Genomic DNA, 13,369 nt, shown 5'->3' on the forward strand with positions numbered 1-13,369 from the left:
CCCCTATTTTGACCGTAGAAACAAAGTGATCCGTACCGCCAGAATACCTTCAGGCGATCAATTGGAGACTGACGTGAGCGATCCGAGCCCACATATTCTTGTTGTCGACGACCACCGCGATATTCGCGAGACGTTGGCGCGGTATCTTGTCAAGAACGGCCTGCGCGCGACCACGGCTGAAAACGCAGCAGCGGCCCGCAAGGCGCTGAAAGCCGCCTCGGTGGATCTGGTCGTTCTCGACATCATGATGCCGGGCGAGGACGGTTTGTCGTTGTGCCGGCATCTGGTGGAGACCGGTTCCCTTCCGGTTATCCTGCTGACCGCCATGGCCGACGACACCGACCGGGTGATCGGATTGGAGATCGGCGCGGATGATTATGTCACCAAGCCTTTTAATCCGCGCGAACTGCTCGCCCGGATCCGCGCGGTCCTTCGCCGAACGTCGCTGGCGCCCAAGGACCGGGATCCGATCGAGCAGGACCGGTTGCACTTCGAAGGCTGGTCGTTAAACGTCACACGCCGCGAATTAACCGACCCGGACGGCATAGCAGTGGCGCTCTCCAGCGGCGAGTTCCAGCTCCTGTGCGCATTTTTGAAGCGGCCCAAAATGGTCCTCAACCGCGACCAGCTCCTGGACCTGACCTCAGGACGGACACCGCAGGTTTTTGACCGCTCCATCGACAACCAGGTTTCCCGCTTACGCCGTAAGATCGAAGCAGATCCGAAAGACCCTAAACTGATCAAGACAGTTTGGGGTGGCGGTTACATGTTCACAGCCGATGTGAAAGATCAGGTGGAATGACAGATCAGCCTGACAAACCACCGCTCTACAGTTATTTGTGGCCGCAGAAACTCGCCTCGCAGCTGATCCTGCTTCTGCTGATCGCGATTGTTGTGGTTCAGGCGGTCTCCATCTTCATGTTTCATGATGAACGGCGGATTGCCCTGGTGGCGCTCGCTCGGGACAGCATTCTGTCCCGCGCTATCTCCACGGCCGGCCTATTGGAAGAAACACCGGCGTCCCTTCACGCACGGATCCTGGAAGCCAACAGCACGCGTTATGTTGCCTTTTGGACAGGAGATGTGCCGCTCGCTCCAGAACCGGGCAAGAGCCGGTTCGAGCAGCGGGTTCAGCATTATGCCGCCAAGCGGCTCGGCGCAAAACAGACCATCCATATCAATCTTCATTCAGATGAAAAACGCGGCCCTTCCTGGCGGGATCGAAGCAAAGCGGAGCGGGAAAGCTGGCGCATGATACCGAAATCCGAACGCCCACGGCACTGGAAACGGGTCATGAACAAACCGGAAGATCTGTCCGTTTCCATTCAACTGGCAGATGGCAGCTGGCTCAATATGGCAACAAGCTACCGCCCGCCACCCGGCGCCTTTGTGCCTTTGGTCGTTCAGATTTCCCTCATGGCTCTTGCCATCATCGGCATTGTTGCCTTTGCGGTGCGGCGGGTGACACGGCCTCTGCTCAACCTGTCAGAGGCCGCAAACCGGCTCGGGCGCGGCGAGGATGTCGATGAATTGCCGGCAACTGGGCCTAAGGAAGTTCGCGCTGTGACACAGGCCTTTAATGACATGCAGGAGCGGCTGACACGGTTTGTGCGCGACCGCACTCGCATGCTGGCAGCCATCAGTCACGACCTGAGAACACCGATCACCTCTCTGCGGCTGCGCGCAGAGTTCATCGAAGATGATGAAAACCGGGAAAAGATGATCGAAACCCTCGATGACATAGCGGCCATGGCCGAGGCCGCGCTTCGTTTCGCTAAGGATGATGCCCGCCAGGAAGCTGCCGAACAGGCCGACCTCGGCGCCATGCTGCAAAGCATCGCGGACGATCAGCAGGATATGGGACATGCCTGTCAGGCAGACATTGACGAACGTATTATCCTAACCTGCCGTCCGCTGTCGCTTAAACGTGCGTTCAGAAACCTGATCGAAAACGGCATTCGCTATGGGGAAACTGTTGCTGTAACTGCTGAGCGGCAAGATGGTGATGTTCTCATCCGCATCCGCGATCAAGGCCCGGGCATTCCCGAGGACAAACTTCAGGACGTGTTCGAGCCGTTTGTGCGCCTGGAAGAAAGCCGCAGCGAAGAAACCGGCGGTATTGGCCTAGGCCTAGCCATCGCCCGCTCAATCATTCATGCACACGGTGGAACGATTAATCTCAAGAATGCGGACGGCGGGGGACTGCTGGTGGAGATCACGCTGCCGCTCGGCAATTGAACCGTGAATTCACTGGATGGCCGAACGCGTGCCTGCGTGATAAGAAACACAGTCAACAGTTGAAATAATTACGAGTTTCCAGCCGAGCTTCCTTACGAATGCAAAGCAAGTGGACGTTCGGCTGGCGTTTTATAGCCACCTGGGAGGACCCAATGATCACCATGAACCGCCGCAAGGCCTTATCCCTTATTGGCGCTGCTGCCGCCACCTCCACCCTGAGCGCCCCAGCCATTGCGAGCAACCGCAAGATCAAAGTTGGTGCGCTACGGTTCACCTCTCATTCCGGCAGTTTTGTTGCCTTTGAGCGCGGGTATTTCGCGGACGCCGGTCTGGACGTGGAGTTCAAGTTCTTCCAGGCGGCCCAACCGATGGCCGTTGCGATCGCTTCCGGAGATATCGACTATGCCGTGACTGCGGTTTCCGGTGGCCTGATTTCACTTGCCGGCAAGGGTGCGATCAAGGTGATTGGTGGTGCGCTGTCCGAGAAGAAAGGCATCGATGGCCAGAAGATCCTGGCATCCGATGCAGCTTTCGCTGCTGGTCTGAAAACACCGGCGGACCTCGGCGGTAAGACATTCGGCATTTCCACTGCGGGTTCTTCGTTCCACTACATGGGCTCCAAGATTGCCTCTGCAGAGGGAGTCGACGTTAAATTCAAGCCGCTGCAGAAGGTTGGTGCGATCATTGGTGCACTGAAGTCAGGCCAAATCGATGCCTGGTCGATCGTTCCGCATATTGCCAAACCGCTGGCCGGCTCCGGCAAGGTCCATATCATTGGCAATGTCGTTGACTACCTGCCAAACTATCAAGTCACCACAGTGTTCACGTCGTCTAAAAACGCGGACAACGAACAAGCCATGACCAAGGATTTCCTGGGAGCTTATTCCAAGGGCGTTGCCGACTATGACGCCGCGATGGTCCAGAAATCCGGCGGTGATGATGGTGTGAACCAGATGGTCGACCTGATTCACAAATATGTCTATGTCGATCGCCCGCGCGAAAAGGCAGCGCCGTCGATCATCAACGGCTCAATGTACCTGAACGAAGGCGCAGCACTGAACATCACGTCGATCGAAAACCAGCTTGCCTGGTTCCAGTCTGAAGACCTGGTGTCCAAGGACATCTCCATCGACACGCTGGTCGATCCGTCCTACGTCGAGATCATCAAGTCTTGATTTGAAATATTGAGGCGGGCGGCTCCGCCCGCCTTTTCCGGAGAAATTCATGGACTTGCGTCTTCAGGGCGTGGGACATTCCTACGATGATGTCACTGTCTTAAAAGACATCACGCTGGATGTGCCGCGCGGCCATATCGTCTGCATTGTCGGCCCGTCCGGCTGCGGCAAATCCACTTTGCTCCGCTTTATTGGTGGATTGGAGCAGCCAACGGAAGGCAAGGTTCTTCAGATTGGGACACCTCCGGCCGACAGCCTCAATCCACTGACCTATGTCTTTCAGGATTTTGCACTGCTGCCCTGGCGCTCCGTAGCGGGCAATATCTCGCTGGTTCTGGAAGATCATGGGATCCGCGGTCAGGCGGCAAAAGAAATCATCGATGATGTTCTTGCCCGGACCAACCTAACCGGCTTTGAAAAAGCACTTCCAAAACAGCTCTCCGGCGGCATGAAACAGCGCGTTGCGATTGCTAGGGCCCTCGCCGTCCGCCCGGCAGTTATGCTGATGGATGAACCGCTGTCCGCACTCGACAGCCAGACCCGCGAACTGTTGATGGACGATTTGGTCGGGCTTTGGACACGCTCTCCGTTCACAGCAGTTTATGTAACTCACAATTTGGCTGAAGCGGTCCGCCTCGGCCATTCCATCGTTGTTTTGTCACGCCGCCCGGGCAAAATCCGGGAGATCGTCACCTTGGACAAACCTTTGCAGGACCGCCAAATGGGCGACGTTGATCTGGAAGAGAAACAGAGACATCTGTGGTCGCTCCTGCGTGAAGAAGCCCGCACGGCGGATACGGAGTTGCTCGATGGCTGATGCAACGCAATCTGAAAACCTAACGGCCGGGCAACGAACCGTCCGCTTCCGGGGTGGCGGCTTTGCGCCCAAACCACGCCGCTGGGCCGGTCTCGTGGTGTTCGCGCTGCTGATCCTGGTTATGGAATGGGGGACACAGGCCGGCTGGATATCCGCGCTAACTCTACCCAAACCATCCGATGTTTTTGCGACCTTGATCGAACTCTACCAATCCGGCCAGTTCACCGCCCATATGGTACCGTCTCTTACCCGCCTTGCCGTCGGTGCCTTTCTCGGTGCGGTCGCGGGCATCGGGACGGGCATCCTGATCGGGCTCTTTAGTTACTTCCGGTCGGGCCTGGTCCCCTTGGTTGCGGCGCTGTTTCCAGTGCCCAAAATCGCCCTCTTGCCGCTGTTTGTCATCTGGTTCGGCATCGATGAGGGATCCAAATACGCGCTGATTGCTTTTGGAACCTTCACCCCGACTGTGGTTGCGACCTATGGCGCTGTCGACAACGTTGACCGAACGCTCATCCGCATGGGCCAAAGTTTCGGCCTCACCTGGTTGTCTATCGTCCGGAAAATCATCCTGCCTGGGGCGATGCCTGGCATCCTATCGGGCCTGCGCATTTCGCTTGCCATTGCAATCATTCTGCTGACAGCGGCAGAAATGCTCGGTGCAGAATACGGTATCGGCGCCTATGTGCTCCAGGCTGGATCGCTCTATGATCTCGACCGTCTGTTTGCAGGCGTGGTGATCCTGTCGCTGCTGGGAGTAATCATCAACGCACTGATCGGCACGATCGAGCGGCGTCTCTTAAGCTGGCGCGTCTAACCGCCGGCTACCGCCTCACTTCCAATTCACCGGCATAGGTCTTGTCATCAACCGGCTCCATCCACTCGGTAACGGAGCCGTTTTCAGCTTCATGGATTGCCAGATGTACCATGGAGACATGCCGGGCAGCGCCATGCCAGTGTTTGACAGCCGGCGGGATCCAGATGACATCGCCGGGCATGATGGACAGTTTTTCCTGCCCCCAAAGCTGGACAAATCCGGCGCCGCTCAGGATCTGCAAGGTTTGACCGAGGGGATGCGTGTGCCAATGGGTGCGCGCACCGGGTTCAAAAGTCACCTGGACCACCTGCACCCTGCCGGGTTTGGGCGATTCAATCACAGGGTCTTGCCAGACGGCGCCAGTAAAATAATCCGGATTGGCCCGCTTGGTCGGCCGGGACCCAGCCTCATAGACCGTCAACACACTCATGAAGCACTCTCCTGCGCGGCTTCTTTCGCCGCAGGCTTGGGGTTGCGCTTCCAGTTGATCAGAAGAACACCGAATATGGCAAGGCAAATCCCGGCAAAGGTTTCCAGGTCGAGCGTTTCATTCAAAAAAACGACCCCCAGTACAACACCGACCCCGGAGCGCAAATAGGCCTGGCTCGCCGTGCCCATCGACCCGATCGTGTTGATCAGCCGGAAGTAGATCAAAAAAGCAAAGGCGGTACAAAAGACGCTCAGAACCCCGGCAGCAGTCAGGCTTTCATTGGAGATTTGCAAGGCCCATGGCTGATCCAGAACAAGACTGAAAGGCAGAAGTGTTACCGTCGCGCAGATCAAGGTGCCGGCGGCCGTGACCATTGGCGGCAAATGCGCAAAGCGGCGCCCGCGGATCGCGGCAATGCCATAAAGGGCTGCACCTGCAAGGACCGCCACCTGCGGAATGAATGCACCACCAAGGCTTTCCAGCGCGCCTGTGCCGACGATCAGTACAATCCCAGCAACACCTGCCAACGCTCCCAGAAGCTGCAGAAGGGCTGGCCGCTCGCTGCCTGACATCAAAACCAGTGATAAGAAAAAGACGAATAGCGGTGACGTTGAATTGAGGACACTGGCAACGGCGCTGTCGACCGACTGTTGTCCCCATGCGAGCAACATCCAAGGGCCTGTGCTGTTGACGATCGATTGGACAAAAAACAGCCGCCAGGTTTTCCTATCCGTCGGCAGTTTAAGGCCGCGCAGCGCCAGAATGCCAAGCAAAACCAGAGACGCCAAGCCGACCCGCAGTGTGATCAGAGTAAACGGCGGAATGGTGTCCAGCGCTACGTTGATCCACATGTAGGAGGAGCCCCAAAGGAGCGCGAGCAATCCCAGAAGGCCAAATTCAAATGCTCTGCCGGACATCATTCCCCCTGATCATGAAGGGCGCGGCTGTCGGCCGGTGCCTGCTCCCGATCCTCCATGCCATAGTCCCGCAGAACGGTGCAGACCCGCAGGCGGTAGTCCTTAAAATAGCTGTTGCGGCCCGCGGCTTGAGCCTTGCGGTGCTGCGTGAGCTGACGCCATTCGTTGAGAGCTGTTTCATCACGGAAAAACGACAAGGACAGAAGCTTTTCCGGGTTGGTCAGGCTCTGAAAGCGCTCGACTGACAAAAATCCATCGATCTCCTCGACCAATGGCCGCATCTCAGCGGCCACATCGAGATAATTCTGTTTCTTGTCCTCATGCGGGCTGACTTCAAATATCACGGCAATCACTGGTTCTCTCCCTCAAACCCTACCAACTTGCTGTGCGGCGCGGAGGCCAGTTTCAAAAACGTCCGGTCTTCTCTCAAGATAAATTTTTCCCGCATCGCAAATTCATAGTTTTCCTTGCCCAGCGGATCGGCAGAAAGCCGGGCACGGTAAGCCTCATAGGCAGCGAGGTTCTCAATGGAATAAACACCATAGGCCAATGTGGTGGAGCCTTCGTGCGGCGCGTAATAGCCGATCAAATCTGCGCCACACCGGGGAATCGCTTGGCCCCAATTGCGGGCATAGGTTTCAAATTGCGTCTTTTTTGTCGGGTCGATTTGGTAGCGGATGAAACAGGTGATCATTCGGAGCCTTCTTTCTAGGGAATTACGAAGGCCCTTTCTCTGCCACGGTTTGTCGTGCCAATGCTTCGACGCAGGCCGAAGTGTTTTTGATGGCGTTCGAAGTGGGTTCGTGGCACCATCGCAAGAATACTTCGATGGAGGACGAGGCATGAAAGATGGACCGGACATTGCCCGTATTGGTGCGCTGATTGGAGATCCCGCCCGCGCCAACATCCTCTCGGCTCTTATGAGCGGTAAGGCACTGACAGCAACGGAACTGGCAGTTGAAGCTGGGATTACCGGACAGACCGCCAGTTCTCATTTAAAGAAACTCATGGAAGGCGGCTTGCTGACCCAGGCCAAACAAGGCCGCCATAAGTATTTCACGCTCTCCGGCCCTGAAGTGGGAACGACACTCGAGGCACTGATGGGATTGGCCGCCAAGAAAGGCCATCTGCGCACGCGGACAGGGCCGCGAGATCCGGCGATGCGCAACGCCCGGGTATGTTACGACCATCTGGCCGGAGATATGGCCGTCAGGATCTTCGATAGCCTTCAACAGCGCGGCTTTCTTCAAACAACAACGGCACCGGGCGGCATCGGCCTGACAGCAGAGGGCGAGAGTTTCGTTACAAGCGTGGGCATCGATCTTAGCGAGTTAAAGGCAAACCGCCGCCCCATCTGCCGGACATGTCTTGATTGGAGTGAGCGGCGCAATCATCTCGCAGGTTCCTTAGGGGCAGCGTTCCTGACGCGGTTCAAGAGTGCCGGCTGGGTTCGGCAGGAAACCAACAGCCGAACAGTTCACATTTCGCCGCCCGGTGAACGGGAGCTCAAAAAGCTTTTTCCGATCAACACCTAAGAATAGCCCTCGCGATCCTGCGGTCTGTCTGCAAGACGCAGACGGTGATGCGAGGGCATTCCAGTTTCCTAACCCCTCAGATGCGGCTTCTGCCATTTCTTGTGGCTAGCTGCTTCGTCCAACGGCGTTTGCGCAATTGCGTTTGTGTAGTTGCTCATCAACTTGATCGATAGGCCCAGGATTACCTCAAGCGCGCTGCGTTGATCGTACCCATCGGCAAAGAACGCTACCAAAGACGCAGGCGCAATGTTCCCATTGGTTCTGACCAGATCGCGTGTAAACAGACGTAAGGCTTCCTGTTTCCTATCCGAAAGACTGGCACCGTTTCTCAGCGCTTCCACATCCGTTTTCGACAGGCCCGCCTTCTCCGAAAGGATCGTATGCCAGGGCATGCAGTAGCCGCAGTTGTTCTCGAAATTGGCGGTTTGATAAACGATCTGCTGTTCAGCTGCGCTCAAACTGGTCTCACCGAATAGATCCCATCCGGTCATATACGTTCCTAATAAGGCCGGTGCCTGCGCCATCACGGCTTCGACATTCGGGATCAAGCCAAAAGTCGCCTTTGCGCTTGCCAGATGTTCTTTGGAAGCGTCCGGCGCCGTTTCAATTGTGTAGAGATTGAAAGGCGCAATTGTCTCTGTTGTCACTAGAAATCTCCTTCTATGGGTTCTGTCGTTTGCTCGACACCCTTGTAGCTAGTGACAAAAGAACTATTTCTACAGTACGCACCTTTTGGTAACTATGGATATTTTTTGAAATGTACCGTCTTCCAAAGGACCCGGACCGGGTCAAGGCCAATGTTTTTCACAATGATTGCCCAGCGAGATTTTTGCTTTCAAAGATTGCGGGAAAGTGGAGCATGTTGGTGATCGATGCTCTTGATGGCACGCCGAAACGTAACGGCCAGCTGATGAGGCAGATTGAGGGCATCTCGCAAAAAATGCTTACACAAACGCTCAAAGAACTTGAAGAGATGCAAATCGTGGTGCGGCATGACATGCAGTCTGTGCCGCCTCATGTCGAGTATTGCCTGACGCCACTTGGCAATGGTCTGCGCAAACGCATTTGCGCTCTGGATCGCTGGGTAGAAAACAACATGTTGGACCTAATCGCTGAACACCGATCAATCCCCTTGGTTGTCACGGATTGAACGAAGAACCACATGCCATAGCAAACCTGGCTAAAGCCGGGTGTTTTATAAAGCCTCATCCATAAATAGCTGCGTTCATTGCATTATGTGTTCTGGCGCAGACGAGGTCTATGGGGCCACAAGTGTAAACTCTACCGCGCTTTGCGACCCTGACGGGCTTCACGGAAACTGCGGTATAGGCGGGCTGGCAGCCAGGGCAACCGGTCCCGGTTGTAGTCTTGGCGGTGGTTGATCAAAATAGTTTTCGCAACTTGCACAATCATTTTATCTCCTTGCCCGGACAAAAGACCCGGTTCCTTATTGCTTGATTTAAAAATAGCGCACCAAGTGCACTTTTTCAAGAGCGCACCTGGTGCACATTGTGCAAAATTTCTTTTTATTTCCTTACGTCACACCCATCCGAACCGGGTGCATATTTTGTTAGCCGGATTAGTACGGACGACAAAAAAACTCCCGCGGCAGTGCCGCGGGAGCAAATGAACTCTGTAACACCTTGTAGTAGAAGGTTATTCGGCCGCTTCCATCCGCGCCGGATCGTAGTTGAGGATCGGAGCAAGCCAGCGCTCGGCATAAGAAAGATCCCAGCCCTTGCGCGCTGCATAATCTTCGATCTGATCCCGTTCGATCTTGCCGACACCGAAATAATGGCTGCCAGGATGGGCAAAATACAGTCCGGAGACCGAAGAACCAGGTAGCATGGCCCGGCTTTCGGTCAATTGAATGCCGGTCAATTTCTCTGCATCGAGCAGGCGGAACAGCGTGTCCTTTTCCGTATGGTCCGGCTGAGCCGGGTAGCCCGGTGCTGGCCGGATGCCCTGGTATTTCTCGGCAATCAGATCCTCGTTGGAGAGCGTTTCGTCCGCCGCATAGCCCCAAATGTCTTTGCGCACGATCTCGTGCAGTTTTTCGGCAAAGGCTTCCGCAAGCCGGTCAGCAAGGGATTGGGCCAGGATCTTGTTGTAGTCATCGGCTGCATTTGCATAGCGCGCAACCAGCTCATCCTCGCCGTGACCCGAAGTGACGGCAAAACCGCCAAGCCAATCGCCGACACCGTCGGACTTCTGGGCAATGAAGTCACTCAAAGCAACGTTCGCCCGCCCGCCTGCTGTCCGCGCCATCTGCTGGCGCAAAGTGTAAAACGTTGCGGCGACGTCACCACGGTTTTCACCGGTATAGACCTCAATATCATCGCCAACGGCATTAGCCGGCCAGAGACCAACAACACCGCGCGCGGTCAACTGCTTCTTCTCGACAATTTCGTCGAGCATCCGCCGCGCGTCGTCATAAAGCGCCTTGGCCGCAACGCCATAGCGATCATCGGTGAGGACTTGCGGATAGCGGCCCTTGATCTCCCATGTTGAGAAAAACGGCGTCCAGTCGATCACCGGGACCAGCTCTTCCAGCGGGAAATTATCAAAAACCGTGGTGCCAAGTGTTTTTGGTTTTACCGGGGTATCTGCCACAAAGTCGGCCTTGAAGGCATTGTCCCGCGCATCCTTTAAAAGCACACGTCGTCCCGCTCCGCGACCAGCAGCATGCTTTTCGGCAATATCGGCATATTCCGTGCGCACCTCACCGTAATAAGGCGCCCGCCCGTCCTCACTCATCAGTTTCGAAGCGACACCAACCGCCCGGCCCGCATCGGTCACATAGATTGCCTGCCCCTTGTCGTAGTTCGGGTGGATCTTGACGGCGGTATGGATCTTCGACGTGGTCGCCCCGCCGATCAGGAGCGGGATATCGAGACCTTCCCGCTCCATTTCAGCTGCTACGTGGCACATCTCATCAAGGGACGGTGTGATCAGCCCGGAAAGGCCGATGATGTCGACTTTTTCTTCCAAAGCCGTTTCCAAGATCTTGGCAGCCGGCACCATTACCCCGAGATCAATGACCTCGAAGTTGTTGCACTGAAGCACGACGCCAACAATGTTCTTGCCAATATCATGGACATCGCCCTTCACGGTCGCCATCAGGATTTTGCCTGCGGAAGAATGGCCCTCAAGCCCTTGTTCTTCCTTTTCCTTCTCCATGAAGGGCATCAAATAGGCGACGGCCTTTTTCATAACACGGGCGGATTTCACCACCTGCGGCAGGAACATCTGGCCGGAACCGAACAAATCACCGACGACGTTCATGCCGTCCATCAAGGGGCCTTCGATGACGTGGAGCGGACGGTCAAAGGACTGGCGCGCCTCTTCCGTATCATCTTCCACATAGTCGGCGATACCATGGACCAGTGCGTGCTCCAGACGCTTGGCAACGTCCCAGGTCCGCCAGGTGAGGTCGGCTTCCTTTTTCTTGCCGCCCTCGCCCTTCCAGCGTTCGGCTGCTTCCAGCATGCGGTCGGTTGCGTCAGACCGGCGGTTTAGAACGACGTCTTCACAAAGCTCACGCAGCTCTGTGTCCAGGTCGTTGTAGACCGCCAACTGTCCAGCGTTGACGATCCCCATATCCATGCCTTTTTGAATGCAGTGGTAGAGGAACACAGAATGCATCGCTTCGCGCACGGCCTCATTGCCGCGGAAAGAGAAGGACAGGTTCGAGACACCTCCGGAGACGTGGGCATGGGGCAAGTTTTCCCGGATCCAGCCCGTCGCCTCGATGAAGTCGACGCCATAATTGTCGTGCTCTTCGATGCCAGTGGCCACTGCAAAGATATTCGGATCGAAGATGATGTCTTCCGGCGCAAAACCGGCTTTTTTGGTCAGAACTTCATAGGAGCGCGCGCAGATTTCAGTCTTACGGGCAAAGGTGTCCGCCTGGCCCTGCTCATCAAATGCCATGACAACAACAGCTGCGCCATAGCGGCGGATCAGCTTGGCCTGTTCCAGAAACGCTTCTTCGCCTTCCTTCATTGAGATGGAGTTGACGACGCCTTTGCCTTGAATGCACTTCAGGCCAGCTTCGATGACGCTCCACTTGGAGCTGTCGATCATGATAGGCACCTTGGCGATATCCGGCTCGGCGGCCACCAGATTGAGGAAGGTGACCATGGCCTCTTCGGAATCCAGCAGTCCCTCATCCATATTGATATCGATGATCTGGGCGCCGTTTTCGACCTGCTGGCGGGCAACTTCGAGGGCTGTCGGGTAATCGCCTTCCTTGATCAGCTTGCGAAAGCGTGCAGACCCAGTGACGTTGGTGCGTTCACCGACGTTGACGAAATTGACTTCCGGGGTCAGCGTGAACGGTTCCAGACCCGACAGACGCATGAACCGGTCGACTTCCGGGATTTCACGCGGTTTTTTGCCTTCAACAGCCTCGGCAATCGCCTTGATGTGCGCGGGCGTTGTGCCGCAACAGCCACCAACAACATTCACGAGACCAGCTTCAGCAAATTCCCCAACGAGACCGGCCATATGTTCCGGGCTCTCGTCGTATTCGCCAAACTCGTTCGGCAAACCGGCATTCGGATAAGCACAGACAAGCGTATCGGCGACCCGGCCAATCTCATCGACATGCGCCCGCATTTCCTTGGCGCCCAGCGCACAATTGAGACCGATGGTCAGCGGATTGGTGTGACGCACGGAGTTCCAGAAGGCTTCCGGGGTCTGGCCGGAGAGGGTTCGGCCGGACAGATCGGTAATCGTCCCTGAAATCATCACCGGCAATTCCTTGCCGGTTTCCTCAAAGACCTCTTCAATGGCAAAGAGCGCAGCTTTGGCGTTGAGCGTATCGAAGATCGTTTCGACAAGGAGGATATCCGCGCCGCCTTTGATCAGCCCGCGTACGGCCTCCGCATAGGCAATGCGCAGATCGTCAAAAGACACAGCCCGGAACCCCGGGTTGTTAACGTCCGGCGAGATCGACGCCGTCCGGTTGGTCGGCCCAAGGGCACCTGCCACAAACCGCGGCCGGGAAGGATCCTTGGCTGTCACTTGATCACAGGCTTCGCGCGCAAGGCGCGCACTTTCATAGTTTAGCTCATAGGCCAGCTCTTCCATGCCGTAATCGGCCTGGGCGATGGTGGTGGAGGAAAAGGTGTTGGTTTCAACAATGTCCGCGCCAGCTTCCAGGTAATCGACATGGATCTGCCGGATGGAGTCTGGAAGGGTCAGGCTGAGAAGATCGTTGTTGCCCTTCACATCGGAGGGCCAATCCATGAACCGGTCCCCGCGATAGGCTGCCTCATCCAGTTTCAACAGCTGAATCTCGGTTCCCATGGCCCCGTCCAGCACCAGAATGCGGGACTTGGCTAAATCTTGAAGGCGCTTGAAAGCGTCTGACTTGATCACGGGATTTCCTAACTCTTTTGGCCTTGGTCCCGGCTCGAGGCCGGGACAGCAGTTGGTT

General features: G+C 56.2%; 14 protein-coding genes. 7 read left to right on the forward strand and 7 right to left on the reverse strand.

The window, feature by feature from the left end; genetic code table 11:
* The first annotated feature begins 73 nt into the window (after positions 1 to 73).
* The 5 genes from FJ695_RS23965 to FJ695_RS23985 all read left to right on the forward strand — a co-directional run bounded on the left by FJ695_RS23965 (position 74) and on the right by FJ695_RS23985 (position 5,044).
* Positions 74 to 802 carry a response regulator gene (locus FJ695_RS23965; RefSeq protein WP_141187793.1) on the forward strand — a complete coding sequence of 243 codons (729 nt, stop codon included), beginning with the start codon at positions 74 to 76 and terminating at the stop codon, positions 800 to 802.
* Entirely contained in the window at positions 799 to 2,238 is a 1,440-nt protein-coding gene (locus tag FJ695_RS23970) for an ATP-binding protein (RefSeq protein ID WP_141187794.1), read from the forward strand. The genes FJ695_RS23965 and FJ695_RS23970 overlap by 4 nt, the downstream gene beginning before the upstream one ends.
* Before the next feature lie 152 nt (positions 2,239 to 2,390).
* Positions 2,391 to 3,413 carry an ABC transporter substrate-binding protein gene (locus FJ695_RS23975; protein ID WP_141187795.1) on the forward strand — a complete coding sequence of 341 codons (1,023 nt, stop codon included), beginning with the start codon at positions 2,391 to 2,393 and terminating at the stop codon, positions 3,411 to 3,413.
* Between the two features lie 49 nt (positions 3,414 to 3,462).
* On the forward strand, positions 3,463 to 4,230 hold the full coding sequence (locus FJ695_RS23980) for an ABC transporter ATP-binding protein (protein WP_141187796.1): 768 nt from the start codon (positions 3,463 to 3,465) through the stop codon (positions 4,228 to 4,230).
* Positions 4,223 to 5,044 (forward strand): ABC transporter permease, encoded by an 822-nt coding sequence (locus FJ695_RS23985; protein WP_141187797.1) that lies wholly within the window; start codon positions 4,223 to 4,225, stop codon positions 5,042 to 5,044. Before FJ695_RS23980 ends, FJ695_RS23985 begins: the two co-directional genes overlap by 8 nt.
* A gap of 7 nt (positions 5,045 to 5,051) precedes the next feature.
* Here the strand turns inward: FJ695_RS23985 and FJ695_RS23990 are convergent, their stop codons facing one another.
* The 4 genes from FJ695_RS23990 to FJ695_RS24005 are packed head-to-tail and all read right to left on the reverse strand — an operon-like array spanning position 5,052 to position 7,085.
* Complete coding sequence (locus FJ695_RS23990; RefSeq protein WP_141187798.1) at positions 5,052 to 5,474, reverse strand: cupin domain-containing protein; 423 nt, start codon at positions 5,472 to 5,474, stop codon at positions 5,052 to 5,054.
* On the reverse strand, positions 5,471 to 6,394 hold the full coding sequence (locus FJ695_RS23995; RefSeq protein WP_209010797.1) for a DMT family transporter: 924 nt from the start codon (positions 6,392 to 6,394) through the stop codon (positions 5,471 to 5,473). The genes FJ695_RS23990 and FJ695_RS23995 overlap by 4 nt, the downstream gene beginning before the upstream one ends.
* Positions 6,391 to 6,744: an antibiotic biosynthesis monooxygenase gene (locus tag FJ695_RS24000; protein WP_141187799.1), complete on the reverse strand. Its 354-nt coding sequence runs from the start codon at positions 6,742 to 6,744 to the stop codon at positions 6,391 to 6,393. The genes FJ695_RS23995 and FJ695_RS24000 overlap by 4 nt, the downstream gene beginning before the upstream one ends.
* Positions 6,741 to 7,085, reverse strand: a complete 345-nt coding sequence (locus tag FJ695_RS24005; protein WP_141187800.1) for an NIPSNAP family protein — start codon at positions 7,083 to 7,085, stop codon at positions 6,741 to 6,743. The genes FJ695_RS24000 and FJ695_RS24005 overlap by 4 nt, the downstream gene beginning before the upstream one ends.
* Positions 7,086 to 7,233: 148 nt before the next feature.
* Between FJ695_RS24005 and FJ695_RS24010 the strand changes: the two genes are divergently transcribed.
* Entirely contained in the window at positions 7,234 to 7,926 is a 693-nt protein-coding gene (locus tag FJ695_RS24010; RefSeq protein WP_141187801.1) for a helix-turn-helix transcriptional regulator, read from the forward strand.
* Positions 7,927 to 7,994: 68 nt separating this feature from the next.
* Here the strand turns inward: FJ695_RS24010 and FJ695_RS24015 are convergent, their stop codons facing one another.
* Positions 7,995 to 8,573, reverse strand: a complete 579-nt coding sequence (locus FJ695_RS24015; protein ID WP_209010798.1) for a carboxymuconolactone decarboxylase family protein — start codon at positions 8,571 to 8,573, stop codon at positions 7,995 to 7,997.
* Positions 8,574 to 8,755: 182 nt separating this feature from the next.
* Here FJ695_RS24015 and FJ695_RS24020 point away from each other — a divergent pair, with 182 nt between their 5' ends.
* On the forward strand, positions 8,756 to 9,076 hold the full coding sequence (locus FJ695_RS24020) for a helix-turn-helix domain-containing protein (protein ID WP_256370169.1): 321 nt from the start codon (positions 8,756 to 8,758) through the stop codon (positions 9,074 to 9,076).
* Between the two features lie 131 nt (positions 9,077 to 9,207).
* Here FJ695_RS24020 and FJ695_RS28430 read toward each other — a convergent pair whose 3' ends face one another.
* Together FJ695_RS28430 and metH are read right to left on the reverse strand one after the other, a co-directional pair.
* On the reverse strand, positions 9,208 to 9,339 hold the full coding sequence (locus FJ695_RS28430; RefSeq protein ID WP_256370134.1) for a hypothetical protein: 132 nt from the start codon (positions 9,337 to 9,339) through the stop codon (positions 9,208 to 9,210).
* A 243-nt stretch (positions 9,340 to 9,582) separates the two neighbouring features.
* A complete protein-coding gene (gene metH, locus FJ695_RS24025; RefSeq protein WP_141187803.1) occupies positions 9,583 to 13,311 on the reverse strand; it encodes a methionine synthase in 3,729 nt (1,242 codons plus the stop codon).
* Positions 13,312 to 13,369: the final 58 nt, after the last annotated feature.

It is taken from the genome of Labrenzia sp. PHM005, assembly GCF_006517275.1.
Classification (GTDB): Bacteria; Pseudomonadota; Alphaproteobacteria; order Rhizobiales; family Stappiaceae; genus Roseibium.